General features: G+C 69.7%; 17 protein-coding genes and 1 pseudogene. 17 read left to right on the plus strand and 1 reads right to left on the minus strand.

The features are described 5' to 3' along the window. Positions 1-47 precede the first annotated feature (47 nt). The 16 genes and pseudogenes from ABZZ38_RS12255 (at position 48) to ABZZ38_RS12330 (ending at position 21,251) form a co-directional block, all read left to right on the plus strand. Positions 48-749, plus strand: a complete 702-nt coding sequence (locus ABZZ38_RS12255; protein WP_356738692.1) for an HNH endonuclease family protein — start codon at positions 48-50, stop codon at positions 747-749. A 176-nt stretch (positions 750-925) separates the two neighbouring features. After that, positions 926-3,202 carry a VCBS repeat-containing protein gene (locus ABZZ38_RS12260; RefSeq protein ID WP_356738504.1) on the plus strand — a complete coding sequence of 759 codons (2,277 nt, stop codon included), beginning with the start codon at positions 926-928 and terminating at the stop codon, positions 3,200-3,202. 377 nt (positions 3,203-3,579) lie between these two features. Next, positions 3,580-3,733, plus strand: a pseudogene (locus ABZZ38_RS12265) (N-acetyltransferase); the annotation flags it as partial. A gap of 114 nt (positions 3,734-3,847) precedes the next feature. After that, positions 3,848-4,201 (plus strand): hypothetical protein, encoded by a 354-nt coding sequence (locus ABZZ38_RS12270; RefSeq protein WP_356738506.1) that lies wholly within the window; start codon positions 3,848-3,850, stop codon positions 4,199-4,201. After that, complete coding sequence (locus tag ABZZ38_RS12275; protein WP_356738508.1) at positions 4,198-4,812, plus strand: BMP family ABC transporter substrate-binding protein; 615 nt, start codon at positions 4,198-4,200, stop codon at positions 4,810-4,812. Before ABZZ38_RS12270 ends, ABZZ38_RS12275 begins: the two co-directional genes overlap by 4 nt. Before the next feature lie 233 nt (positions 4,813-5,045). Then, the gene (locus tag ABZZ38_RS12280; RefSeq protein ID WP_356738510.1) at positions 5,046-15,689 is read left to right on the plus strand and encodes a LamG-like jellyroll fold domain-containing protein; all 10,644 of its coding nucleotides are present in this window, start codon (positions 5,046-5,048) and stop codon (positions 15,687-15,689) included. 7 nt (positions 15,690-15,696) lie between these two features. Then, entirely contained in the window at positions 15,697-16,377 is a 681-nt protein-coding gene (locus ABZZ38_RS12285) for a hypothetical protein (RefSeq protein WP_356738512.1), read from the plus strand. Between the two features lie 382 nt (positions 16,378-16,759). Continuing rightward, positions 16,760-17,128: a hypothetical protein gene (locus ABZZ38_RS12290; RefSeq protein ID WP_356738514.1), complete on the plus strand. Its 369-nt coding sequence runs from the start codon at positions 16,760-16,762 to the stop codon at positions 17,126-17,128. Next, positions 17,125-18,141 (plus strand): hypothetical protein, encoded by a 1,017-nt coding sequence (locus tag ABZZ38_RS12295; RefSeq protein ID WP_356738516.1) that lies wholly within the window; start codon positions 17,125-17,127, stop codon positions 18,139-18,141. The genes ABZZ38_RS12290 and ABZZ38_RS12295 overlap by 4 nt, the downstream gene beginning before the upstream one ends. 27 nt (positions 18,142-18,168) lie before the next feature. Continuing rightward, a complete protein-coding gene (locus ABZZ38_RS12300; RefSeq protein WP_356738518.1) occupies positions 18,169-18,543 on the plus strand; it encodes a hypothetical protein in 375 nt (124 codons plus the stop codon). A gap of 90 nt (positions 18,544-18,633) precedes the next feature. Next, positions 18,634-19,362 (plus strand): tetratricopeptide repeat protein, encoded by a 729-nt coding sequence (locus ABZZ38_RS12305; RefSeq protein ID WP_356738520.1) that lies wholly within the window; start codon positions 18,634-18,636, stop codon positions 19,360-19,362. A 197-nt stretch (positions 19,363-19,559) separates the two neighbouring features. After that, a complete protein-coding gene (locus ABZZ38_RS12310; RefSeq protein ID WP_356738522.1) occupies positions 19,560-20,012 on the plus strand; it encodes a hypothetical protein in 453 nt (150 codons plus the stop codon). Continuing rightward, complete coding sequence (locus tag ABZZ38_RS12315; protein ID WP_356738524.1) at positions 20,009-20,314, plus strand: hypothetical protein; 306 nt, start codon at positions 20,009-20,011, stop codon at positions 20,312-20,314. The genes ABZZ38_RS12310 and ABZZ38_RS12315 overlap by 4 nt, the downstream gene beginning before the upstream one ends. Then, positions 20,308-20,499 (plus strand): hypothetical protein, encoded by a 192-nt coding sequence (locus tag ABZZ38_RS12320; RefSeq protein ID WP_356738526.1) that lies wholly within the window; start codon positions 20,308-20,310, stop codon positions 20,497-20,499. Before ABZZ38_RS12315 ends, ABZZ38_RS12320 begins: the two co-directional genes overlap by 7 nt. A 78-nt stretch (positions 20,500-20,577) precedes the next feature. After that, positions 20,578-20,952 carry a hypothetical protein gene (locus ABZZ38_RS12325; protein WP_356738528.1) on the plus strand — a complete coding sequence of 125 codons (375 nt, stop codon included), beginning with the start codon at positions 20,578-20,580 and terminating at the stop codon, positions 20,950-20,952. After that, entirely contained in the window at positions 20,952-21,251 is a 300-nt protein-coding gene (locus ABZZ38_RS12330) for a hypothetical protein (protein ID WP_356738530.1), read from the plus strand. The genes ABZZ38_RS12325 and ABZZ38_RS12330 overlap by 1 nt, the downstream gene beginning before the upstream one ends. Before the next feature lie 109 nt (positions 21,252-21,360). Here the strand turns inward: ABZZ38_RS12330 and ABZZ38_RS12335 are convergent, their stop codons facing one another. Then, positions 21,361-22,083 (minus strand): hypothetical protein, encoded by a 723-nt coding sequence (locus ABZZ38_RS12335; protein ID WP_356738532.1) that lies wholly within the window; start codon positions 22,081-22,083, stop codon positions 21,361-21,363. A 183-nt stretch (positions 22,084-22,266) separates the two neighbouring features. On the opposite strand from ABZZ38_RS12335, the gene ABZZ38_RS12340 reads away from it, so the two are divergent. Further along, complete coding sequence (locus ABZZ38_RS12340) at positions 22,267-24,300, plus strand: N-6 DNA methylase (protein WP_356738534.1); 2,034 nt, start codon at positions 22,267-22,269, stop codon at positions 24,298-24,300. Positions 24,301-24,371 lie beyond the last annotated feature (71 nt).

Below are 24,371 nucleotides of genomic sequence, written 5' to 3' on the forward strand. Positions count from 1 at the left end.
CTGCGCTCCCGAAAGCCGTGCCCGGCTCCATAGCCGTCCTCGCCGCGATGGTGCTCGCCACGGGCTGCGAAGCCCCCGGCGCCACCGATTCCTCACCGGGCCCCGGTTCGTCCGGCCGCGCGTCAAGTCCACTGGCCAACCCGGACGGTACGAAACCGGGCCTCGCGCCCATCGCCGCCGGGAAGGACGAGGCGGCGGCACGCGACCTGATCGCCGAACTGGCCACCAAGGGGCGCGGCCCCCGGACCGGTTACGACCGGGACGAGTTCGGCTACGCCTGGCTGGACACCGCCGACGGCGTCCCCCTGGCCCGCAACGGCTGCGACACCCGCAACGACCTCCTCCGCCGCGACGGACAGGAGCTCCGGTTCCGGGACGGCTCCAATTGCGTCGTCATGGCGATGACGCTGCACGACCCGTACACGGGCAAGGAGATCGCCTGGAAGAAGGCGAAGGCCGCCGAGGTGCAGATCGACCACGTGGTGCCGCTGTCGTACAGCTGGCAGATGGGCGCCTCCCGCTGGCCGGACGGCAAGCGCAGGCAACTGGCCAACGACCCGCTGAACCTGCTCCCCGTCGAGGGCCGCGCCAACTCGTCGAAGAGCGACTCGGGCCCGGCGTCCTGGCTGCCGCCGAACAAGGCGATCCGCTGCGCCTACGCGGTGCGGTTCGCGCAGGTGGCGGTCAAGTACGCGATGCCGGTGACCACGGCCGACCGCCGGATGATGCTGCGCCAGTGCGGCGGTTGACCGGCAGCCGCCCCGACTTCGGGCCCGTCTCCGCGGACCGGTACGACCACTTCGCCTGAGCGACACCTCTGTCAGGCCGACGACATCGCCAGCCGGCACAACCTTCTGACGTGATCAACAGTCTGACCGGGCGCGCAGCCCCTGGGGCGCGCCCGATCGCTTGAGAGGAACCCGCTTTGATCCCTGTTCGTCCCGCCCGGCATCAGCTCGTCGCGGCCGTCACCACCGTTCTGGCCGTGACCGTCGGTGCGAGCCTCGCGACGGCGCCCGCGATCGCCGCGACGCCCACCGCCGCCGTCGCCGCGGACGCCGGACCCGCCGACGCGCAGGCGACCGTCGACGGCGTCATCTCCATCCCCCGCACCGACCAGATCCTCAGTGTCGGCCCGACCGGGTTTCTGTCGGTGGAGCGCCGATGGGACCACACGTACTACCGCTGGACCAGCACCGTCGACGGCACCACCACGGACCTCCCGGAGTGGTACAGCGGGTACCGCGGCGGCGGTTCCGACACCGTCGTCGCCAAGGAGGACGGCACGACCCGGTACCTGCTCCATGACATGTCGTCACCGGGCAGCGACCCCGCGGTCGTCAACCAGACCGACACCCGGCTCTACTGGAAGGGCGTGGTTGGCAGGACTCTCGTCTTCTCGTCCTGGGACAGCCAGAACAAGGTGGGCCGGCTCCGTCTGATCGGCGAGGGGAACCAGGCGGGCAGCGACCGGCAGGTGACCGGCCTCACGCCGAACTCGAGGGTCCAGAGCGTCGAGGCCCTGTCGGACAGCTCGGCGCTCGTCCGGTACGTCTCGGCGGATGCCGACACCGACCGCTCCTACCTCGCCGTCGTGGACGTCGCCACCGCCTCCGTCGTCGAGAAGCGCGAGGTGGGCGTGTCCGCGTACGACACCGACACGGCCCTCTCCGGGGACCGCTGGGTCTGGGTCGACGCCCCGACGTCCGCGCACGCCAAGCTCATGTACGCCACCCGCGACGGTTCGGGGGGCACGCCGGCCGTGGAAGCGGCCGACCTGGGCAACTCCGTCCGCCCGCACATCGGCGTCCTGGGCGACTGGGTCACGTACGCGGCTCCGGGCGGCGCCGCCGCGACCGAAGAGTCCCCACGCTTCGCGCTCAGTGCCGTCAACCTCGTCGACGAATCCACGGTCAAGCTCCTCGACCACGCCTCGTCCACCGTCCCCACCGCCGACGGCGCGCTCCTGGTGCGCGGCGGTACGGTCGCCCACGGCGAGGGGGTCTACCGGATCGCACTCGGGGCGGACGGCAGGCCCACCGCCACGCTCATCGCGAGCACCGGCGAGCCGACCGTGCTCACGCTGCACACCGCGGCCACTCCCCCGGTCGTCGACCTCGACAAGAACAACGGTCAGGCCCTGCTCCGCTGGGTGCTCTCCCGGACCAACGCCAAGGGCTTTGTGACGGTGCGTCATGTCGCCACGGGCCGCAGCGTGCGGTACGACTTCGCGCAGGCGGCCACCTACGAGGGCAAGGGATCCGTCGACTTCCGCTGGGACGGGATGCTCCCCAACGCCGAAGGCATGAAGGAGTTCGCGCCCAGCGGCGACTACGCCTGGGACTTCACCGCCTCCCCGCTCAACGGCATCGGTCCGGACGTCGCGCAGACCGGCACCTTCAAGGTCACACGCACGACCGGCCTGCACGACTACACGAACAACAGCACACCGGACCTGCTCTCCCGTGACGCCGCGGGCGTGCTGTGGCGCGACGACTCGGCCAAGGTGGCGTCCGCGCCGCAGCCGTACTCGACGGGTCGGGTGAAGGTCGGCACCGGCTGGCAGATCTACAACCAGCTGGAGGCCGTCGGGAACATCGCCGGCAGCCCGGCCGTCGACCTCGTCGCCCGTGACAAGGCCGGCGTGCTCTGGCTCTACCAGGGCAAGGGAAACGGCAACTTCGCCGGCCGTACGAAGATCGGCGGCGGCTGGCAGATCTACAACAACATAACCGGCGGCAGCGACCTCAACGGCGACCGGAAGTCCGACCTCCTCGCCACCGACGCCGCCGGCGACGTGTGGTTCTACAAGGGCACGGGCAGCACGAGCGCGCCGTTCGCACCCCGCAAGAAGATCGGCTCGGGCTGGGGGATCTACAACCAGCTCACCGCCACCGGCAACATCACCGGCACCTCCGCCGGAGACCTCGTCGCCCGCGACAAGGCCGGTGTCCTGTGGCTGTACGAGGGCAAGGGCGACGGCACCTACGCCCCGCGCACGAGGATCGGCGGGGGCTGGGGCGTCTTCACCCACCTCGTCGGCATCGGCGACGCCGACCGCGACGGGCGGGCCGATCTCTACGCGGTCGGAGCCTCGGGCGCCAAGTTCTACGCGGGCACAGGCGACAAGGCCGTCCCGTTCAAGCCCGCTGCCCCGGGCAACCTGCTCTGGGACTCGGCACCCGTCAACTCGGTTTTCTGACGACGTCGGCCTCCATCCGGTGACCCGGTTCTGACGGGACGTCGGCACGGTCGCCCAGACGGTTCTTTCGACGCGGCGGTCCTTGGCGCCCAGGCGCCGGTGAGGGCGGATGCGAGCAGCAGCCCGCATCCGCCCTCTCCAGGTTCCGTGAGAGACGGGCATCGGCTCCCTGTCGCCCCGCGTGTCCGAGACCCCCGTCCGGACGAGGCCGTCCTCGCCCCGCTCCGTCCGCACCTCGAAGTCCGACCCGGGCACGCGCCCGTGGGGGAGCGTCTGGGGGAGCATGAGTGCTTGATGTACCAAGGGCTGTCCCGTAGAGATCTTCGAGTCGGTGGGACCGTGATCGGCTGCTGACCGCTTCACTCGCCCATCGGCCGAGTGCGGAGCGGTGGCGGGAGTGGACGGGGCTGCCGTTCGACACGGACGGGACGGTGGAGGTGGGCGGCGCCGCTGGTGCCGGTGCGGTGCGAGGCGTCGCGCGGGTACGCCGTGTGCGTCGAACCCAAGGTGTGGGTGCGCCACCGGGTGTGAGGCGAGCGCGGTGGGGGCCTGAGCCCCGGGGCTGACGTGGCGCGGCGCGGGATGTACCGTACGGCGTCCCCTTCCGTATCCATCCCCGCACACGTGCCCGAGAGGTAACCGAACGTGAAGCACGCCGAAGCCGTCGCCGCCACCGAGACGGTGGCCGAGCCGATGAGAGGATCCGCGCCCGGGCCGCTTCCCCGGCTGCTGCTGGCCGCCGTCCCCGTGGTGAGCCTGGGGATGCTGGGGGCGGTGCCCGCGCTCGTCGTCGCGTGGCGCCGGGGTACGCGTGCCGACTGGCTGGCCGCGGTCGCGTTCACGGCGGTGACGGTCGCCTGGCTGTTCCAGGCCGTGCTCACGCCGGTGGAGACGCACGGGTGGCAGTTCGCCGCCGACGTGGTGCTGTTGTTCCTGGCCAGTGTCGGAGCCGCGCTGCACTGCCTGTTGACGGCCCGCCCGGCGGGTGGGCCGCGATGAAGACGCGGCGCACCTGGCGCAAGGCGGCGAAGCGTCCTGCCTCCGGACGAGGCGTGCGTACGGTGCTCACCAAGCTGCGGATGCCGCGCGGCCGGGCCCGCTGGGCGGCCGGCAGCGCCGGCGTGCTGGTGCTCGGCCTGGTGGCCGTCGCGCTGTTCGTCGGCGGCGGGCAGGGCGGGCCGCCCGACCCGCGGGCGCGGCAGTACGAGGACGTCGACGCCTGCCTGCTGACCGGGGAGAAGGGCGTCACGGAGGGCACGCCGGCCGCCGCGGTGTGGCACAAGATGCAAAAGGCGTCCCTGGAGACGCGGGTGCGGGTCAACTACGTCCCCGTGATGGGGGAGCAGACGACGGCGAACGCCGTCCCGTTCTTCAACAGCCTCATGCAGCGCGACTGCGCGGTCGTGTTCGCGGTCGGCGGTCCGCAGGTCCAGGCCACCGAGGCAGGAGCCAAGAAGTATCCCGATGTCCGGTTCGTGGTGGTCGACGGCGCGGGGTCGGCGCAGCGGAACGTGACGACGGTCGCGTCCGGCGAGGAGGCCGAGCTGACCGGGGTGGTCGAGGACGCGATCCGACGTGCCGTCAAGTCTTCCGGTACGTCGGGGAAGTAACACTCAAGCGCTGATGACCCGTGTCGGGTAACGATCGGATCACCGATCCCCTCTCAAGTGGAACTGGAGTGCGCATTTCCGGCAAGCTCACGAAGATTTTGTAGGCTTCGTGTAAGTAAGGCTCGCCCATGCGCGTTCGCTGGGTCCGTAGCCCTCGCCTGTTTCCTCCGGGACCGTCCGGAAGACGCAGGGTGAGGGCTACGGCCATATCTGTCCTTGTTTCCTTCTCCTTCATGCTCACCACCGAGACGGCGGCCGCCACCGGCGCGACGCTGCCCGCGCTGAGCATGCCCGAACTGTCCTTGTCCGGCCTGTGGGAGTGGGCCAACAAGTCCCCGCTGGACACCCCCGACCAGGACGGCGGCACCGCCCGCGGCAAGAGCCACAAGGCCTCCGCCGAAGCCACCAGCGCCGACGGTGGCGTCGGCCGCAAGCCCGGCAAGGGCAAGGGTGAGCTCGACCCGTATCAGCGCCCTGTCGACGGCGAGGACCCCGCCACGACCGGCAAGGCCCGCCCCACGGCGAAGAGCTTCGACCCGGCGACCAGCAAGCGGGACGCCAAGAAGTCGACGGCGACCTCCGATTACTACGTCAACGCCGACGGCTCCACCACCATCCGCCACTACACCGGCCGCACGAACTTCAAGGACGGCGGCGCCTGGAAGCGGATCGACACCCGGCTGACCGAGGACACCGACGGCAGGCTCCAGCAGCGGGCCAACTCCCTCGACGTCGAATTCGCCCCCGACGCCGCCGACCAGCAGCTCGCCTCCGTCGACTTCGGCTCCGGCCGCAGCCTCGCGTACGCGCTGCGCGGCGCCGCGAAGGCCGAGCCGTCCGTGGCGGCCAACGGCACCGTGACGTACGCCGGAGTGCTACCGGACACCGATGTGCAGCTCGTGCCGCTCGCGGAGGGCTTCAAGGAGAACATCGTCCTGCGCTCCGCGGACGCGGCGAACTCCTGGCTCTTCCCCCTCGACGTCAAGGGCCTCACGCCGCGCGTCGCGGACGACGGCGACGTGGAGTTCACCGACGCCGCCGGCGAGGTGACCGCCACCATCCCGCACGCGTACATGGAGGACTCCAAGGTCGACCCGCGCTCCGGCGACGCCGCCCAGTCCCGGGCCGTCCGCTACGAGCTGACCACCGTGGACGGCGAGCCGGCGCTGCGGATGACCGCCGACCGCGCGTGGCTGGATGACCCCGAGCGGGTCTACCCGGTGACCGTCGACCCGACCGTCACCGCCAGCAACACCACGTACGCGCAGAACACCATCGCCGGTGACCACTCCACCGAGACGCAGCTGAAGGTCGGCTCCTACGACGCCGGTACCACCAAGGCGAACTCGTTCCTCCAGTTCCCCTCGCTGGGCACCACGCTCAAGGGCCAGAAGGTCTCCGCGGCCACCCTGAACGTCTACGCGTTCTGGTCCTCGACCTGCGTGGCCAAGCCCTTCACGGTCCACCCGGTGACCCAGTCCTGGACCCCTTCGGGCGTCACGAGCTACCCCGGCCCCGCCTACGGCTCCGCCATCGGCACGGCCACCGGTACGCCCGGCACGTCCTGCAGCAACGACCCTCCCGACATGAGCGTCGGCGTGAAGATGCCGGTGTCCCTGTCGACCAGCTGGTTCACCCAGGTCGCCACCGGCGGCGCCAACCACGGCCTCGCCCTGACCGCGCCGACCACCGACAACCTGCACTGGAAGAAGTTCCACTCCGACAACTCGGCGACCGCGGGCTTCCGCCCCGCCCTGGACCTGACCTACGCGCCCAACACCAAGCCGCAGGTCAACGCCCAGTACCCGCCGGAGAACTTCCAGGCCAACACGCTCCAGCCGGAGCTGCTGGTCTACGCGAGCGACGCCGACAAGTGGCCGAACGCGTCCCTCCAGTACACCTTCGAGGTGTACGACGCGGACAGCGAGAGCACCACCCCGGTCGTCACCTCCGGCGCCAGCCCGCTCACCAAGGGCTCGTGGAAGATTCCCGCGGGCAAGCTGAAGTGGAGCAAGAACTACACCTGGTACGTCGGAGTCACCGACGGCTACGAGGAAGTCACCTACCCCAGCCGCTTCACCACCGCCGTGCCGCAGCCGCCGGTCACCTCGGGCCTCGCCCAGAACACCGACGGCCACGAGTTCGACCCGTCCGACGGCAACTACACCACCGAGGACACCGACGCCGAGATCCCGGTGATCGGCCCCTCGCTGGAGATCGACCGCTCGTACAACAGCCTCGACCCGCGGGTCGACGGCGCCTTCGGCGCCGGCTGGTCGACGGTCGTCGACATGAAGGCCGCCGAGGTCAAGGACGGCGCCGGCGCCCTCGCCAGCGTCGTCATCACCTACCCGGGCGGTGAGCAGGTCGCCTTCGGCCGCAACAGCGACGGCACCTTCCAGCCCCCGCTGGGCCGGTACGCCCGCCTGGAGGCCGTCACCGGCGGCTACAAGCTCACGGACAAGGACTTCACGGCCTACGCGTTCACGCAGGCCACGTCCAAGGCCGGGGTGAAGGCGATATCCAGCATCACCGACTACGCCGGCCGGGCCGCGACGTTCACGTACAACGCGTCGTACCAGCTGACGAAGATGACCAACACCACGTCCAACCGGTCGCTCACCCTCACCTGGCAGACCCCGGCCGGTGCCACCGCCGCGCACGTCGCGACGGTCGCCACCGACCCGGCGAAGGCCGGTGACGCGAGCACCGTCCAGACCTGGACGTACGGCTACACCGGCGACCAGCTCACCAAGGTGTGCCCGCCGGCCGACGCCACCAAGTGCACGGTCTACGGCTACGCCACCGGCAACCACTACCGCACCACGGTGCTGGACGCCGACCCGTTCGCCTACTGGCGCCTCGGTGAGACCTCCGGTACCGCGGCCAAGGACGCCGTTGACAGCAACCAGGGCAAGTACAACGGCCTGTACCGCAACGTGACCCTGGGCTCCGCGTCCGTCCTGGCGGGCTCCACCCAGAAGACCGCCACCTTCAACGGCACCACCTCGTACGTCGAGATGCCGAGCGCCCCGGGCGCGACGCCGTCGTACATGTCGGTGTCCCTGTGGTTCAAGACGACCACGGCGGGCGGCGTCCTCTTCTACTACGGCGACAAGCCGCTGAGCGGGACCGACCCGGTCGGCGCCACCACGAAGAACACCCCGGCGGTGTACGTCGGCACGGACGGCAAGCTGCGCGGCTGCCTCGCAATGTCGCCCGGTTGCATGACCACGATCACGTCCACCGCGACCGTCACCGACGGCCAGTGGCACAACGCGGTCCTCACCGGTGTGGCCAACAGCCAGACCCTCTACCTGGACGGCGTCTCGCAGGGTTCCCTGTCCGGCACCATCAACGACTGGGAGCAGCCGTACATCTCGCTCGGCGCCGGTGTGAACACCGACGGCTGGCCGGCGATGAACCCGAACGACAAGCTGGGGCACTACACGGGCCAGATGGCGGAGGTCGCCATCTACTCCGAGCCGCTCGACCCGTCGGTGATCACCGCGCAGTACCAGGCCGCCAAGCGGTCCGCCGGACTGCTCAACAAGATCACCACGCCGGGCGGCAAGACCCAGGCGTCCGTCACCTACAACACCACCGACGACGTGGTCACCCAGGCCACGGACGGCGACGGCGGCACCTGGAAGCTCAACCCGGCCACCATCACCGGCTCCTCGCAGGTCTACCGCTCCGCCGTGATGGGCACCGCCCCGTCCGGCTACTGGCGGCTGGACGACACGCAGGGCGCGCCGCAGGCGGCCAACGAGATCCACACCGGTTTCGGTACGTACAACACCGTCACGCAGGGCGTGGCCGGCCCGTTCGGCACCGGCGACGTCACGGCGGCGCAGTTCAACGGCACCAGCTCCTACCTGGAGGTGCCGTACGGCGTCTGGCACAACAAGCCGGAGCGCTCCGTCGAGCTGTGGTTCAAGACCACCAAGCCGGGCGCGCTCGTCACCGACCAGGACCGGGCCATCACGGACGCCGACCCCAACGCGGGCTCCCACTCGGGCCTGCTGTACGTCGGCGCCGACGGCAAGCTGCGCGGCCACTGGTGGAGCGCGAGCGGCAGCTCGACGGCCGACTTCGGGTCGACGAAGACGGTCACGGACAACGCCTGGCACCACGCGGTGCTCTCCGCGTCCGGGACCACGCAGACCCTGTACCTGGACGGAGTGAGGCAGGGCACCTTCAACGGCGCCGCCAAGGACGAGAACAACAAGCGCACGTACATCGGCGCCGGCGCCCTGCGCGGCTGGTTCAGCTCGCCCGGGGACGTCAGCTACTTCACCGGGTCCATCGCCGAGGTCGCGGTCCACTCCAAGGGCCTGACCGAGGACGAGGTCGAGCAGCACTGGTCCGCGTACAAGGCGTCCTCCGGGATCGCCCCGGTGCGCACGGTCAAGCTGACCGACCCGACGAACAAGACGCTGACGTACGTGTACGACGCGGAGATGGGCAACCGTCTGCTGGCCGCGATCGACACCAACGGCAAGCGGACGACGTACGGTTACGACACGGGTGGCTTCCTGCACACCGTGACGGACGCCAACGGCAACCGCAGCATCACCGGTCACGACGTCCGGGGCAACACGGTCTCCCAGACCAGTTGCCAGGACACGGCGGCGAACAAGTGCGCCACGGAGTACTACACGTACTTCCCGGACGCGACCACGGCGTTCCCGCCGATGGACCTGCGCAACGACCTGATGCTCACCGAGCGCGACGGCCGTTCCTCCGGTCCGGCGGACAACACCTACCTCACCAGCTACGCCTATGACACGGCCGGCAACGTCACCTCGGTGACCACCCCGCCCGTGCCCGGCCACCCGAACGGCCGCACCGCGACCACGACCTACACCACCACCGCCACTCCGGCGGCGGAGGGCGGCACGGCGAAGGCGCCGGCCGGGCTCATGGACACGGTGACGACACCGGGCGGCAAGAAGACGACGTACAAGTACTTCGCCAACGGCGACCTGGCCGAGGTGACCGACGCCAACGGCGCCACGAAGAAGTACACGTACGACAACCTCGGCCGGAAGATCACCGAGACGGAGGTCACGGACGCCCAGCCGAGCGGTCTGACCACCACGTTCACGTACGACAAGAACGACCAGGTCACCACCGAGACCGACCCGAAGGTCACCAACCGCGTCACGGGCGCCGTGCACCAGGCCAGGACGACCACGTCGTTCGACGCCGACGGCAACGTCCTGACGCAGACCGTCGAGGACCTCACGGGCGGCGACGCGCCGCGTACGACGACCATGACGTACGACGCGTACAACCGCATGGCGACCAGGAAGGACCCGGGCGGCGACACCACGTCGTTCGAGTACGACGTCTACGGCAACAAGGTGAAGGAGACCGACCCCGCGGGGAACGTCAACACCTACACCTTCGACGGCGAGGGCCGTCCGCTCACCACCAGCCTGCTGGGCTACACCGGCGACCCGAACAACCCGTCGGCGCCGACCACGCTGGTCCAGGAGTCCCGGGCGTACGACCCGGCGGGCCGGCTCGCGTCGATCACCGACGCGATGGGCTGGGTGACGGAGTACACCTACACGGACGACGGCCTGTCGGCCTCCGTGGTCCGCAGGGACCCGGCGAACGGCAAGCAGTTCGTGGAGCAGGCCAACACCTACGACGCGGCCGGGAACCTGATCAAGCAGGTGACCAACGACGGGCAGACCACGACCACCTTCACGGTGGACGCGGCGGACCGCACGACGTCCTCGGTGCTGGACCCGACGGGTGTGAACCGGTCGACGACGGTGTCGTACGACCCGGACGACAACGTGGTGTCCGAGACGGAGCGGGACCCGGCGACGGGTGACGTCAGCACGACGGACACCACGTACGACCACCTGGGCAACGTCACCGGCACGACCGTCCACGACGGCACGACCGCACCCGTGGCCCGCTACAAGCTGGACGAGACCACGGGCTTCTCCGTGGGCGACTCCTCGGGCGCCAACCACACCGGTACCCACGGCACCGGTATGCACTGGAACACCGACCGGGGTGGCAGCGCGGTCTTCGACGGCGACGCCAACTCGTATGCCCAGACCTCGGGCCCCGTGGTGAACACCAGCGGGAGCTTCACCGTCTCGGCGTGGGCGAAGGTCACCGACACAGCGGTCTCCCAGACCCTCGTCTCGCAGGACGGCGAGCAGATCTACGGCTTCGCGCTGTACTACTCGTCGGGCACCGGCTGGACGTTCGGCCGCCGCACGACGGACGCCACGAACGCCACCCTGGTGCGTGCCGACTCCGGCACGGCCGCTGTGACGGCGAACACCTGGACCCACCTCGCCGGTGTCTATGACGCCGCCGCGGGACAGATCCGGCTGTACGTCAACGGCACGCTCTCGAAGGAGGTGGCCTACACCTCTCCGTGGGAGGCGACCGGGGCGCTGCAGCTCGGCCGGCACAAGGCCGGCGGCTACGGTGGCAACCACAAGGGCGGCCTGGACGACGTCCAGGTCTACAGCGAAGCCCTGACCGCCGCGCAGGTGTCGGCGGTACGCGGCGGCACCCTGCCGGCCGCGGGCAGCTCGGTCCGCTCCACGACGTGGGAGCTGGACCAGCGCGGCCTGCCGGTGTCCATGACGGACACCAACGGCAACACCACCGACTACGGGTACGACGAGGCCGGTCAGCAGACCACGGTCACGGAGCCCGTCGTCAACGCGGAGCAGAACGGCGAGGCCGCCGTGGCGATCCGCCCGGTCTCCATGACGGGCTACAACACCTTCGGCGAGGCGACCGAGTCGTCCGACCCGCTGGGCAACGTCACGGTGACGGCGTACGACGCCGAGGGCCAGGAGTCCTCGACGCGCCTGCCGAACTACACCCCGCCGGGGTCCACGACTCCGATCACCGCCACCGCCTGGAACGAGTACAACCGTCTCGGCCAGGTCACGGCGGAGGTCGACCCGCTCGGCAACCGCACCACGTACACGTACACGCAGCTGGGCGACCTGGCCTCGGTCACGGAGCCGGGCGGCGGTACGACGACGTACACGTACGACACCAACGGCGACCAGCTGTCGGCGACCCGGCCGAACGGCGCCCGTGAGGAGAGCACCTGGGACTACCTGGGCAACATGCTCACCAGCACGGACATCGTGCGGCAGCCGACGCAGCGGGCGTACACCGCGATCAACGAGTACGAGGCTCCGGGCGGCGAGCTGTCCCGGACCGTGAGCCCGACCGGTGTCCAGGAGACGTACAAGTACAACGCGCTGGGCGAGACCACCGAGGTGACGGACGGCGCCGGCCAGACGTCGAAGTTCACCTACGACATGGACGGCCAGCTCCTCACCGCGACGGACCCGGACGGCACGAGCACCAAGAACACGTACGACGGCTTCGGGCAGCTGGTGTCCACCAGTGACCTGGACGCGACCGGCAAGGTGCTGCGCACCAGCAGTGCCACGTACGACCGCGCGGGTCAGCCCGTGGCGATGACCGACTACCGCGGTCACACCACGCGGCTGACGTACGACGCCACCGGTGTCGTGACGAAGGCGGTCGAGCCGGTCTCCGCGACCGAGTCGATCACCACGACCTACGGCTACGACGCGGCGGGCAACCGCACGCGCTTCACCGACGGCCGGGGCAACCCGTTCCTGACCACCTACAACAGCTGGGGGATGCCGGAGTCCCAGATCGAACCGTCCACCCCGTCCCACCCGGACCTGGCCGACCGCACCTTCACCACGGTGTACGACGGCAACGGCCGGGTGAAGGAGATGCGTGCCCCGGGTGGCGTGGTCGTCAGCCACGAGTACGACGCCAAGGGCCGGCTGACCCGGCAGGCGGGTACGGGCGCCGAGGCCACGACGGCCGACCACACGTACGACTACGACGCCGACGACCGGATCACGGCCGTCGCGGGAACGGGTGAGGAGAAGAACACCTTCACCTACGACGACCGCGGCATGCTGCTGACCGCGTCCGGCCCCTCGGGTGCGTCGTCCTTCGCCTGGAACGGCGACGGCGCGATGACCTCGCGGACGGACGCGTCGGGCACGTCGACGTACGGGTACGACACCGCGGGCCGCCTGAAGACGGTCAACGACGGTGCCACCGGCACCGCGATGACCTACGGCTACGACGTCAACAGCAAGGTGACGTCGGTCGACTACGGCGCCGGCAAGTCGAAGCGCGAGTTCAGCTACGACGCCCTGGAGCAGATCACCAGCGACAAGCTGACCTCTCCGACCGGGAAGGTGCTGTCCTCCATCACCTACGGGTGGGACGAGAACGGCAACATGACGTCGAAGACGACCACCGGCGTGGCCGGCGCGTCGACGAACACGTACACCTACGACTGGGCCAACCGCCTCACGTCGTGGAACAACGGAACCACCACGGAGGTCTACGGCTACGACGCGTCCGGCAACCGGACCCGCGTCGGCGGCGACACCTACACCTACGACGCCCGCAACCGCCTCACGTCGGACGGGCACAACACGTACACGTACACCGGCCGCGGCACGATGAGGACCATCACCGCCGAGGACGGGACGCAGACGGCCATCAAGGCGGACGCGTTCAACCGGGTCATCAACGAGGGCGACCGTACGTACGCGTACGACGGCCTGGACCGCGTGCTCAGCGCGAGCGACGCGGACTCGGGTCCGATCTTCTCGTTCCAGTACAGCGGCGCCGGCAACGACGTGGCGTCGGACGGTTCGGCGACCTACAGCCGGGACGCGGACGGCTCGCTGCTGGGCGTGAAGGCGACCGGCATGGCCGCCGTGCTCGCGCTGACGGACGTGCACGACGACGTGATCGGCCAGTTCGCCGCCGCCGGTGAGGCACTGACCGGTTCGACGACGTACTCGCCCTTCGGCAAGGTGCTGACCACCCAGGGCATGCTGGGCAACCTCGGTTACCAGTCCGGCTGGACCGACCCCCAGACGGCCAAGGTCAACATGGCGGCCCGCTGGTACTCGCCGCAGACCGGCCAGTTCAACAGTCGCGACACCTGGGACCTGGACCCGCTGCCGCAGTCCATCGAGGGCAACCGCTACGCGTACGCGGCGGCCAACCCGATGACGGCCACCGACCCGAACGGCCACTTCTGGGGCTGGGTCAAGAAGACCGTCAAGAAGGCAACGAAGAAGGTCAAGAAGGTCGCCAAGTCGGCCTGGAAGAAGACCAAGAAGGTTGTCAAGAAGGCCGCCAGGGTCGTCAAGAAGGCCGCCAAGCGAATCAAGCGGGCGGTCAAGCGGACGGTCCGGAAGGCGTATCGATCGGTCCGGAAGGCCGTGCGGTACGTGTCCGACAGCGTCAAAAAGGTCAAGAGATACGTCAAACGCACCTATAAGAGGGTCAAGCACTACGCCCACAAGGTCGTCAAGAAGGTAAAGAAGACAGTCCGCAAGGTCGCCAAGGCTGTCAAACACGTAGCCAAGAAGGTGGTGAAGGCAGCCAAGAAGGTCGGCAGAGCCGTCAAGAAGGCAGCCAAGGCAACCGCCAACTTCGTCAAGCAACACGCCGCGACCATCGCTTCGGTGGCCGTGGGTGTGGCGGTGTTCGCCGGATGCACGGCGATCACGGCCGGTGTCGGCGCGATCGGCTGCGGTGCCCTCGCGGGCGCGGTGGCCAACGGTGTCGGCTACGCGATGAGTGATGGGCCGAAGTCCGTCGGCGGCTTCCTCGGTGCGGTCGCCATCGGCGGCCTGACCGGTGCCCTCGGCGGCGCGGCAGGTGGCGCGGCATCCGGTGCGGTCGGCCGACTGCTCGCCGGTGTCGGCGGCAAGACCGCCCAAGGGGCGGCCATGGGCGCCGCGGGCGGCGCCGCAGAAGGCGCGGTCGGTTACGGCATCTCCTGCGCGGCCAGCGAAGAGGGCTGCAGCGTTGCGGGAGCGGCCAAGGCGACCGCCGTCGGCGCGGCGACGGGTGGTGTCTTCGGAGCGGCTGCGAGCAAGTTCGGCCGTAAGGGCTGCACGCCGCATAGCTTCACCGGTCTGACCGGTGTGCTGATGGCGAACGCCACCGCCAAGCCGATCTCCGAGGTCAAGGTCGGCGACTATGTCCTGACGGCTGAGCCGGGCAAGAAGAAGAAGGAAAAGCATAAAGTCAAGGCGGTGATCGTCACCAAGACCGACAAGGAGTACGTCGACGTCGTTGTCTCCACCAAGTCGGGTCCGAAGACGATTCAGACGACCAAACACCACCAGTTCTACGAGGTCACCCGCAACTCCTGGACCCAGGCCGGCGACCTCAAGGCTGGCCAGAAAGTGCAAAGCTCTTCGGGTAAGTTGGCCGAAATCGTCAGGGTGGCGGAGTACACCGCGACGCGCGTGACGTACGACCTCAGTATCGAAGGTCTGCACACGTACCATGTCGTCGCAGGCGACACCCCGGTGCTCGTGCACAACACCGAGGAGTCGGCTGGGCAGACCTGCCCCATCGCGGGCCTCAGTTCCGCCGGAAAGGGCAGTTACAAGAAGCTTCAGGAGGCCATGGGGCGGGCTATGAAGCGCACGCCAGCCCAGGTGCGTGCAGGGCTTTCGCAGGCAGCGATCGCGGCGGGTCAGCGTAAGCCGTTCCTTCAGCGTATGTTCGTCGGTACGAACATCGAGAAGGCGATCGCTGAAGACCCCGTAGTCCGGACGGACCCGAACATCACTCACCTTGGTGCATCGCGGCCGGGCCAAGAAGTTCCCGACTTCCATATCGCGGACGGAGGGAAAGAGGTCGGCATCGACATCACCGGAGCGAGTGCGTCGTCGATCAGCGCGCATCTGAATCGGCCCTACATCACGAGTCGAAAGCAGATCCTCGACTATAAGACCGTGCCGGATTCATTCATCGACGAGGTTTTCAAGAAGGATGGTGACTGACCGAGCTATGAAGATCGAAAAAAGGAAGTTCCAAAACGTCAAGCTGATTGGTAGCGGTCGCGAATTGTCTGACCATGAACTCGTGCGATGCGAGTTCAACGGTTGCGACCTGGCTCAGTTTGACGATCCGAGCTTCGGCCTAGTGGTGAGGGGCGTTAAGGCTGAGCGAATCAGCCTCAAGCGGTCCTTCGTGGATGGCGTCCGATTCGAGGATGTCGTGGTAGAGGGGCTTGCCACTTCGTCCCTGATGCACCTGAACGGTTGTGTATTCCGTCGCGTCGTACTGCGTGGGCGCATCGGTGACATCATGACGACGCCGCCCAATTTTTCGCTCCCGGAGGAGATGCAGGCGGCCTTGGTCGCGGGAATTGAAGCCTTCTACGCGGACGTCGATGCGGAAACAGACTGGGCTCTCGATATTTCGGAGGCTGAGTTTGAGGATGCGAGTCTGTACTACGTCCCTGGTCACCTTGTGCGACGGGATCCGGAAACGCAATTCCTCTTGCACCGTGAGCGCTTGGCTGGAGTGGATGTCCGTGCGCTTCCTGACTTCGCCAAGATCGCCGTTCGTCGCTTCGAATCAACGCCGTTCGACTCAATCGTGGCGGTCGCTCCGCGTCGAGCCGACTTCTTCGCGGAGGCGCTTGCCGACTTCGAGCTGCTTCGGGAGCTGGGGGTGGCTGACTAGCGCGTGAGTTTCTAAGCGCCAAACAGCAGGGCTGTGTCTCCGGAAAGGGGGCGCAGCCCTGTTGTGGTGTGCCGGCTGCTGGGCGGGCGGAAAATTGCGCAAGAGAACCTCTCGGCCTGCTGGTTCCCTCACCTCGATCCAGCGCTTGTCCGGCCGACGATCCTAGAAGCTTGCTTAACCTGTTGTGGGACTGTCCGGCCGTTTCTGGAAAACGGGTGCGACATGGCGGCGCCCACGGGAAACGCGGAAGCGGGCTTTTTAACGGTCGCCGCTAGACCAGCTTGTCTTTGACGAAAGACAACGAGGGCCGTACGCGGCGGGTGCCCCGACACCGTCTTGTGTCAGCCGTCGCAGTGCGACAATCGCGCTCATGCCCACCCCAGTGCTGCGCCTGATCACGGCGGCCGGCGAGTCCCACGACGAACCGTCATGGGAAACCGTGGCCGATGCGCTCAGCGAGATGAACACGCGGTACCGCTTCGTCATTCTTGAGCGGCTCGACCGCGAACCAGCGGATCAGCACTACATGCAGGTCTACATGAACGACGACCACAGTTGTCAGGTCGAGTACCGCGAAGGTTCGGCGGACCGCCACTACCAGGCGCATGTCCCGGCGCCGCCGGAGGTGGAGCGGTACCAGGCCATCGCGACCCTGATGAACGACTGGGGCCACGATCGTCCCGGGTGGCGCACCGCCGTGGACTGGGAGCCGAAGCCGGTGGCACCCGCGAACCAGTCAGGCACGCGATGACCCGCACCACCCCCGCCCGCCCCGTCGACATCGAGGCAATCTTCCCCGAGCTGGCCGCCCACCGCCGCACTGCGACCCGCCTGCATCCCAGGCCCGGGAACCCGGGGCCGCAGGAGAGCTCCGTGGGCGGGCCCCTCCTCTGGCCGGCGGACGAGCCGTGGCCGATGTGCACGCAGCCGCACCGGCGGCGGTACGGGGACCGTGTGAGTGACGTCCGCCTCCGCAGGCGGATCCTCGCCGAGGCGTGGAGCCGCACCCCCGCGCCCGGCCGGCAGCCGGGGCCCACGCAGGAGGAGGGCGACGTACTGAGGTCGCTCAAGCGCGGACGGCACGCCCCCTGGCTGGAGGACACCGACCCCATCCCGATGCTCGCCCTGGCCCAGCTGTACCGCCGGGACGTGCCCGACCTCGCCGGCCCGGCCGACCACGATCTGCTCCAGGTGCTGTGGTGCCCCTTCGACGCTCATGAGGGCCGGCACGAGCCCGCCGTCGAACTGCGCTGGCGTCGCTCCGCCGATATCGCGGACGTACTGACCGACCAGCCCGAGCCCGAGGTCGTGGGCTCGGAGGGGTACGTGCCCGTGGCGTGCGTGCTCGATCCGGAGCAGGTCGTCGAGCACCAGGACATCGAGGCCCTGCCGGAGGATCTGCGGGAGCGCATCGACGCCTGGGAGGGCGACGAGGACGACCTGGACGAGGACGCCGTCCTCTACCGGTCCGACCTCTCCACGGCACCGGGATGGAAGGCGGGCGGATTCGCCCGGTGGCAAGGGACCGGCCCGGCGAAGATGACATGCGACTGCGGCCGCGAGATGGACCCGGTGCTGACCGTCGCGAGCCAGGAGTGGGACAACGGCAGCCGCAGCTGGATCCCCCTGGAGGACCGGCCGGCGGCGGACGCCATGGACGCCAGCATCCCGACCCAGGTGACCGTCGGCCGCTGGGGCTTCATGCAGGTCTTCGCCTGTCCGGCCGACGCCTCGCACTCGCCGCGGCTCAGCTTCCAGGGCTGAGCGGAACCCACCATCGGAGGTGTGCCCATGCCGCAGTACCTGGTGTTCGTCGAGGGCGAGGCGGCCGGATGGCGGGTCGATCGCGATGCGCTGGCCGCGGCGATCCGTCGCCGGTGGGCGGACGCCGAGACCGACGCGACGCGTCACGATGAGATGCGGAGCTTCGGCTGGCGCTTCGAGACGGAGGACGGGCCCGGCGAGGCGTACCTGCACGAGGAAGGCACCTGCCTCTCCCTGGACGTCCCGGACGAGGACGCCGTGTGGTTGGCGGTGGTCTTCCGCGGGCTCGCCCCGGCGGGGCTGGGCCTGGTCTTCTGCGATGCGGGGTACCACGTTCATGTGCCGCTCCGGCAGGACACCTCAGAGGCGGAACTGAGGGACCTGCTGGACGCCGCCGTGTGACACCCCAGGGCCGAGTACCGAAGCGGTGCCGCCCTACAGTGGCCCGGTGCCCGACGAAACCTCCGCATAGCCGCTACCGCCCACCGCCTCATGGACGCCGCGAGCGAAGGTGACCCGGCCGCCGCCGAAGCGCTGCGCGAGGCCCTGCCGTCCCTGAGGAGCGCCGCCGAGGCCGGTGACCTGGAGGCACAGGAGGTGCTCGGGGGCGTGCTCCTCGAATGGGAGGAGAACCCCGTCGAGGCCGCGCCCTGGTTCCGGCGGGCCGCCGAGCGCGGCAGCGCCGTGGGCAAGCGGAGCCTGGCGTACCTGTACGTCAACGGGCTCGGGGTCGAGCAGGACGCCGCGACGGCCGAGCGGCTGTTCCGGGAGGCCGCCGACGCCGGTGACGCGTACGCGCAGTTCAACCTGGCCCGGATGTGGTGGGGCGAGCGCGACCCGCAGGCCGTGGCGGCGCTCCTGCGGGCCGCCGCGCAGGGCGGCGTCACCGACGCGTACGTCGTCCTCGGCGACCTCCTCGGGGCCATGGACCAGGACACCGAGGCGCTCGACTGCTACCTCAGGGCCGCCCGGGCCGGGGACGACCGGGGCATGTACGTCGCCGCCTGCTGGTACCGCGAAGGCCGGGCGGGGCGGCGGGACACGGTCGAAGCCCTGCGGTGGTTCTTCGCGATGATCGAGGCCGGCAACGCCGACGGGCTCCACGAGGCGATCACCATGGCGCGCGGCATGACGGACGAGGAGATCCGCAGGGCCGGCGAACTGGCGGGGCACCCCGGATCGGCGGAGGCCATGGTGGACACCGTCAGGAAGTACCGCTGACGCGGGCGCCGGAAAGTCCAAGGCGCGGGCAGACGTTGACCGGAAGTTGTGGCTGTGGTGACCGAAGTTCTCGCTTCGCCGAGTGAGGCGGAGTCCGACCTCGCGGCTCGGCTGGCGATCTCCCGATTGCCCGACTCTCCCTGTTGCCGGGGCCGCACTGGTGGACCGGGGCCCTGCCGCACGGTTTCCATGAGGCCATGCAGGCAGCCATCTCCTGGGACTCGGTCGTACCGGCGCCCCGCGATGTCGTGCGAGTGGAGTGTCTCGCCGACGAGGCTCTCGACCTTCTGGATGAGACTCCGATGGATGGGCTCTACTACCCGTACCAAGCGGCTGCGTTGGAGAGCCACGCCTGTTGGGGGCTCGGTGACGGGCGCGGGCACGAGCGCTTTCTGCCTCAGCTCCGGGAAACGGCCGAGCGCTATGCCAAGCATCTCGACTGGCAGCTCGCTCGGAGCCGGATACCCATGGAGCGGGACAACTGGTTCCAGCACCGTGAGACGGACCTGTGGTGTCGCCACTCGCGGCTCTCGGTCACCGACGTCGAGTCCTGCGACGCTCTTGCCGCGTTCTCGCGAGGGGCCGCTGAGGAGTACGCCGAGGCGATCTCATGCGCGCTGTCCGATGCGGCGAGGCCGACTTCATCGTGATCATCGGGAGCGAGAACAGGGAGCGGCTCCAGTCGGTCGCCGGTCGGTGGGCGGCCGAGGGTGACCGGAGGGCGGTGTTCGACACGTGCGTCCCTCCGGGGCGTATGGCTGGCGCGGACCGGACGTCCTTCGGCGACCCGGCGTTTCTCTACCCCTGGGGTGCTGATGAGAACGAGGTCGCGGACCTTCTGAGAGAGGCGGGGGCCCACCGGGTGCTTTTGGACGTGCGCAGGCCGGACGGCGCTGTGGTGGATGGAACCGCGTTCGTCATGCACCCCGTGAAGTCGGTGCGTACGTGGTGAGGTTTCTCCGGCGCAAGGCGCATCCCAAGGACCAGCCGGTCAGGATCCAGCGTGCGCGGGTCGCGGTCGCCAGGTTCGCGCCCGTCATCGGCTCCGGGCTCTCCCCGGAGTGGGACGCCATCGTGGCCGGGCGCCCCGGTGCGGAGGCGCTCCACCGGGAGCTGGCCCGTCTGGCGGACCCGTAGGCCACGGCCCGTATCGCGGAGCTGGAGCGGCTGCTGAAGGCCCTCGGGGACCTGCTGGACCTCTTCGACGAGGAGCCGATGGGGCACGCCTACTACCCGTACAAGGCGGCCGAGCTCATTGAGCTGTACTGCCGGAGCGCCACGGGAGATGTGCCCGATGACGCTTCGGTGCCGCTGACGGAATGGGCGGAGCGGTTCGCCGGGCACGTCGACCGGCAGCTCGCGCAGAGCGGGGCCGACCTCGGTGGACTGCAGTACCTCACGGCTCTTGAGGCCGGTATGGCATCGGGGGAGAGGGCGCTCACCGGGCGCGACGACGCGCACTTCCGGGAACTCTTCGACAGCGCCCGCGTCGCCGGTGCGCACTATGCCGGCGCGCTGACCTCCGCCCTCCGGGGACGAGCCGCTGAAGGAAGCGTGCCTACAGTGGCCCGGTGCCGAATAGAGAAGTGATGCGTGCGATCGGAGGCCTGTGGCAGGAGGCGGAACGGCTGAACCGCCCGGCCGCCGCGCTCCGCGCCCCCGGAATCGCCCCCGACCAGGTGCGGGAGGTCTCCGGCGGGCAGGTGCCCGACGACGTCGCCGTATGGTTGGGCCACGGCAACGGCGTCGCCTGGCGCCCCGGCCAGACCCAGGACGACGCCGCGCTCATCCCGTGGTTCGAGCCCCTCGCCGTACGGGACGCCGCCGCACTGCGCGGGTCAGTCCTCGCCGAGCAGATGCGCCGCTTGGCTGGTGGGGCGCCCTCGTAATGCGGCATGCAACCGGTCCTGTTCGGGGCTCGCTCGACGGCGGACGAGGAACGACGAGCTCAAGGCAGGGGCAGCGGCCGGGTCAGGACCAGGGGTCGCGACCCGGAGTTCAGCTCGTCTTGACCCAGTCCTTGCAGCCCGAGGTCTTGAAGTAGGCGTCGGTCGCGCTGATCTTCACCGTCGCCGTGCCTGACACGTTGTTGTTCGCGAGGATCGCGTCCGTGCTGTGGGAGGCGTCCTTCGCGCGCTCCCAGTAGCACATGTCGTCCTCGTTACCCGTGGACTTGTACGTGCCGGGGGCGAGGTCCACGCCCACCTTGTACATGCCGCCGTCGCCCTTGGCCTCCGTCTTGGGGGTGCCGGTGGCCTTCTCGTCGACGGCCTCCCAGTCCCCGCAGTCAGAGGACTTGAAGAGCTTGTCGCTCGCCTTGATGGTCACGTAACTCGTGCCGGTGACGTTGTCGTTGGCGAGGATGGAGTCGGTCTCGCCCGTGGCGTCCTTGGCGCGCTCCCAGTAGCACAGGCCGTCCTTGTTGCCGCTCGTGCGGTACAGGCCCGGCTTGACGTCCGTGCCGACTTCGAAGTCGCCGTCGCCCTCGATCGCGGCGGCCTTCTTCTCCTCCTTCGGCTTGGCCGGGGTGTTCTGCTTGCCCTTGGCGTCGTTGGAGGGCGCTGCTCCGCCGTCGTCGCCCGCGCCCGCCGCCGACGCGATCGCGATGACCGCGACGACCGCGCCCAGGCCGGTGAGGACCTTGTGGCGGGCGAACCAATTGCGCTTCTTCTCCGGCCGGCCGTGCTGGGGCTGCTGCGGGGCGTACATGGGCTGAGACATGGCTGTGGCACCTTCCCGGGCGCTTGAGTTGTGTCAGTTTCTTCCGTAGTTCGACACGTCAATGACAACAGAGGCTGTGAACCGAGTCAACAGGGTTCTTGAAATTTGGATTCGATCACACTGTGAACCGTCGGCTCGGTATGCTCGACTCTCGTCGTGAAGCGAATGAGGGGAGACGGCCACGTGCCGCAGGAGCGCGCAGCAGAGGTCACCGCGGCCGGCATCGCCCGGCTCGCCGGAGTGGGCCGCGCTGCCGTCAGTAACTGGCGCCGCCGGCACGCCGACTTCCCCAAGCCGGTCGGCGGCATTGAGACCAGCCCCTCCTTCGCGCTCGCCGAGGTCGAGCAGTGGCTCCGCGACCAGGGCAAGCTCGCCGAGGTGCCGCTGCGCGAGCGTGTCTGGCAGCACCTCACCGGGCACCCCGCCGGAGCGGTCACCGCGCTCGTCCACGCGGGTTGCGTCCTGCTCCTCGTGCACGAAAGGCCCACCGGCTGGCTGGAGCGGGCCGCGAGCTCCGACGAGCGGCTCGCCGCCGTGCTGCCCCCCGCCCTGGAGGAAGTGCTCACCGCCCGCTTCGGCGCCGACCGCGCCGTACGGACCCCCACGGCCACCGAGCTCGGCCTCTCCGTACCCCTGCTGCGCGGCGCCGCCGAACTCGCCGCCCAGCTCGGCGCTCGCCAGGCGTTCGAGTTCCTGCTCGGGCGTCACCTGGACGCCAACCCGCGCCAGTACGCGCTCACCCCGCCCGGTCTCGCCGAGCTGATGGCCGCCCTCGCCCAGTCCGCCGTCCCGGCCCCCCGCACCGTCCTCGACCCGGCCTGCGGCACCGGCGGGCTACTGCGCTCCGTCGAGCGCCCGCGGACCCTCTACGCCCAGGACGCCGACCCCGGCCTGGCCGCGCTCACCGCCCTGCGCCTCGCCCTGCACGGCACGGCCGACATCCGCACGGCCGCGGCCGACACCCTGCGGGCCGACGCCTTCCCCGGCCTCGGTGCCGACGCCGTGCTGTGCCACCCGCCGTTCAATGAACGCGATTGGGGACACGACGAACTCGCTTACGACCCCCGTTGGGAGTACGGCTTCCCGGCGCGCACCGAGTCCGAGCTGGCCTGGGTGCAGCACGCCCTCGCCCGGCTCCGCGACGGCGGCACCGCCGTGGTGCTGATGCCCCCGGCCGTCGCCTCCCGCCGCTCCGGCCGTCGCATCCGCGCCGACCTGCTGCGCCGCGGCGCACTGCGCGCCGTCATCGCGCTACCGGCCGGCGCCGCGCCCCCGTACGGCATCCCGCTGCACCTGTGGGTGCTGTGCCGCCCCGGCGCGGACCAACGGCCCGCCCCGGCGCTGCTGTTCGTCGACACCACCGGGCTCGTCCCCGACGGCGGCCGCGACAAACTGCCCTGGCAGGCCCTCCGGACGGCCGCGCTCGATGCCTGGCGCGGCGGCGCGGAGCAGCCCGGCGTGAGCCGCTCCGTTCCCGTCATCGAACTCCTCGACGACGACGTCGACCTGGCCCCCGCCCGGCACCTGTCGGCCCCCGCCACAGGCGGCTCGGCCGCCGAACTGGAGGCCGTACGGGAGCGCCTGGACCGCACCCTGCGCCGCACCATGGAGCTCACGCCTCCGCCGGCCGCGCCCTCCCGGTCCGCCGCCCGCCCCCTGACCACCGTCGGCGAACTCGCCCGCGCCGGAGCCCTCCAGCTGCGCGCGGGCGGCGCCGGAACCTCGACCTCCGGCGACCCGGTCCCGGTCCTCACCGAGCACGACGTGCTCGCCGGCGCGGCACCCTCCGGCACCCTCCCGGACGGGCCACCCGAGGAACCGGTGCTCACCGAGGAAGGCGACGTCGTCGTCCCGGTTCTGGGCGGCGGCTCCGTCGCACGCGTCATCGACGCCGCCGCCGCTGGGGCCGCGCTGGGCCGCAACCTCCAACTGCTGCGGCCCGATCGCACGGCCCTGGACCCCTGGTTCCTCGCCGGATTCCTGCGCGGCACCGCCAACAACCGGCGGGCCAGCAGTTACGCCTCCACCGCCACCCGCCTCGACGTGCGTCGGCTCCAACTGCCCCGGATGCTCATGGCCGACCAGCGCCGCTACGGCGAACGGTTCCGCGCCCTCGCCGAGTTCGAGGAAGCGCTGCGGCTCGCGGGGCGGCTCGGCGAGCAACTGGTGCAGGGCCTGTACGACGGGCTGGCGGACGGGACCGTACAGCCGGAGTGACAGGCGTGTGACCAGAGTGGCAGCCGTTCCGTACAACCATGGGGCGGCTGTCGGTGTCGGTGTATACGCTC

It is taken from the genome of Streptomyces sp. NPDC006368, from assembly GCF_040612535.1.
Taxonomy (GTDB): domain Bacteria; phylum Actinomycetota; class Actinomycetes; order Streptomycetales; family Streptomycetaceae; genus Streptomyces.

Coding starts and splice junctions, on each gene's coding strand:
- ABZZ38_RS12305 (WP_356738520.1), top strand. CDS start 18,634: ATGGACGCCGCGAGCGAAGGTGACCCGGCCGCCGCCGAAGCGCTGCGC.
- ABZZ38_RS12255 (WP_356738692.1), top strand. CDS start 48: ATGGTGCTCGCCACGGGCTGCGAAGCCCCCGGCGCCACCGATTCCTCA.
- ABZZ38_RS12295 (WP_356738516.1), top strand. CDS start 17,125: ATGACCCGCACCACCCCCGCCCGCCCCGTCGACATCGAGGCAATCTTC.
- ABZZ38_RS12285 (WP_356738512.1), top strand. CDS start 15,697: ATGAAGATCGAAAAAAGGAAGTTCCAAAACGTCAAGCTGATTGGTAGC.
- ABZZ38_RS12280 (WP_356738510.1), top strand. CDS start 5,046: ATGCTCACCACCGAGACGGCGGCCGCCACCGGCGCGACGCTGCCCGCG.
- ABZZ38_RS12300 (WP_356738518.1), top strand. CDS start 18,169: ATGCCGCAGTACCTGGTGTTCGTCGAGGGCGAGGCGGCCGGATGGCGG.
- ABZZ38_RS12335 (WP_356738532.1), bottom strand. CDS start 22,083: ATGTCTCAGCCCATGTACGCCCCGCAGCAGCCCCAGCACGGCCGGCCG.
- ABZZ38_RS12330 (WP_356738530.1), top strand. CDS start 20,952: ATGCGTGCGATCGGAGGCCTGTGGCAGGAGGCGGAACGGCTGAACCGC.
- ABZZ38_RS12275 (WP_356738508.1), top strand. CDS start 4,198: ATGAAGACGCGGCGCACCTGGCGCAAGGCGGCGAAGCGTCCTGCCTCC.
- ABZZ38_RS12325 (WP_356738528.1), top strand. CDS start 20,578: ATGGGGCACGCCTACTACCCGTACAAGGCGGCCGAGCTCATTGAGCTG.
- ABZZ38_RS12310 (WP_356738522.1), top strand. CDS start 19,560: ATGCAGGCAGCCATCTCCTGGGACTCGGTCGTACCGGCGCCCCGCGAT.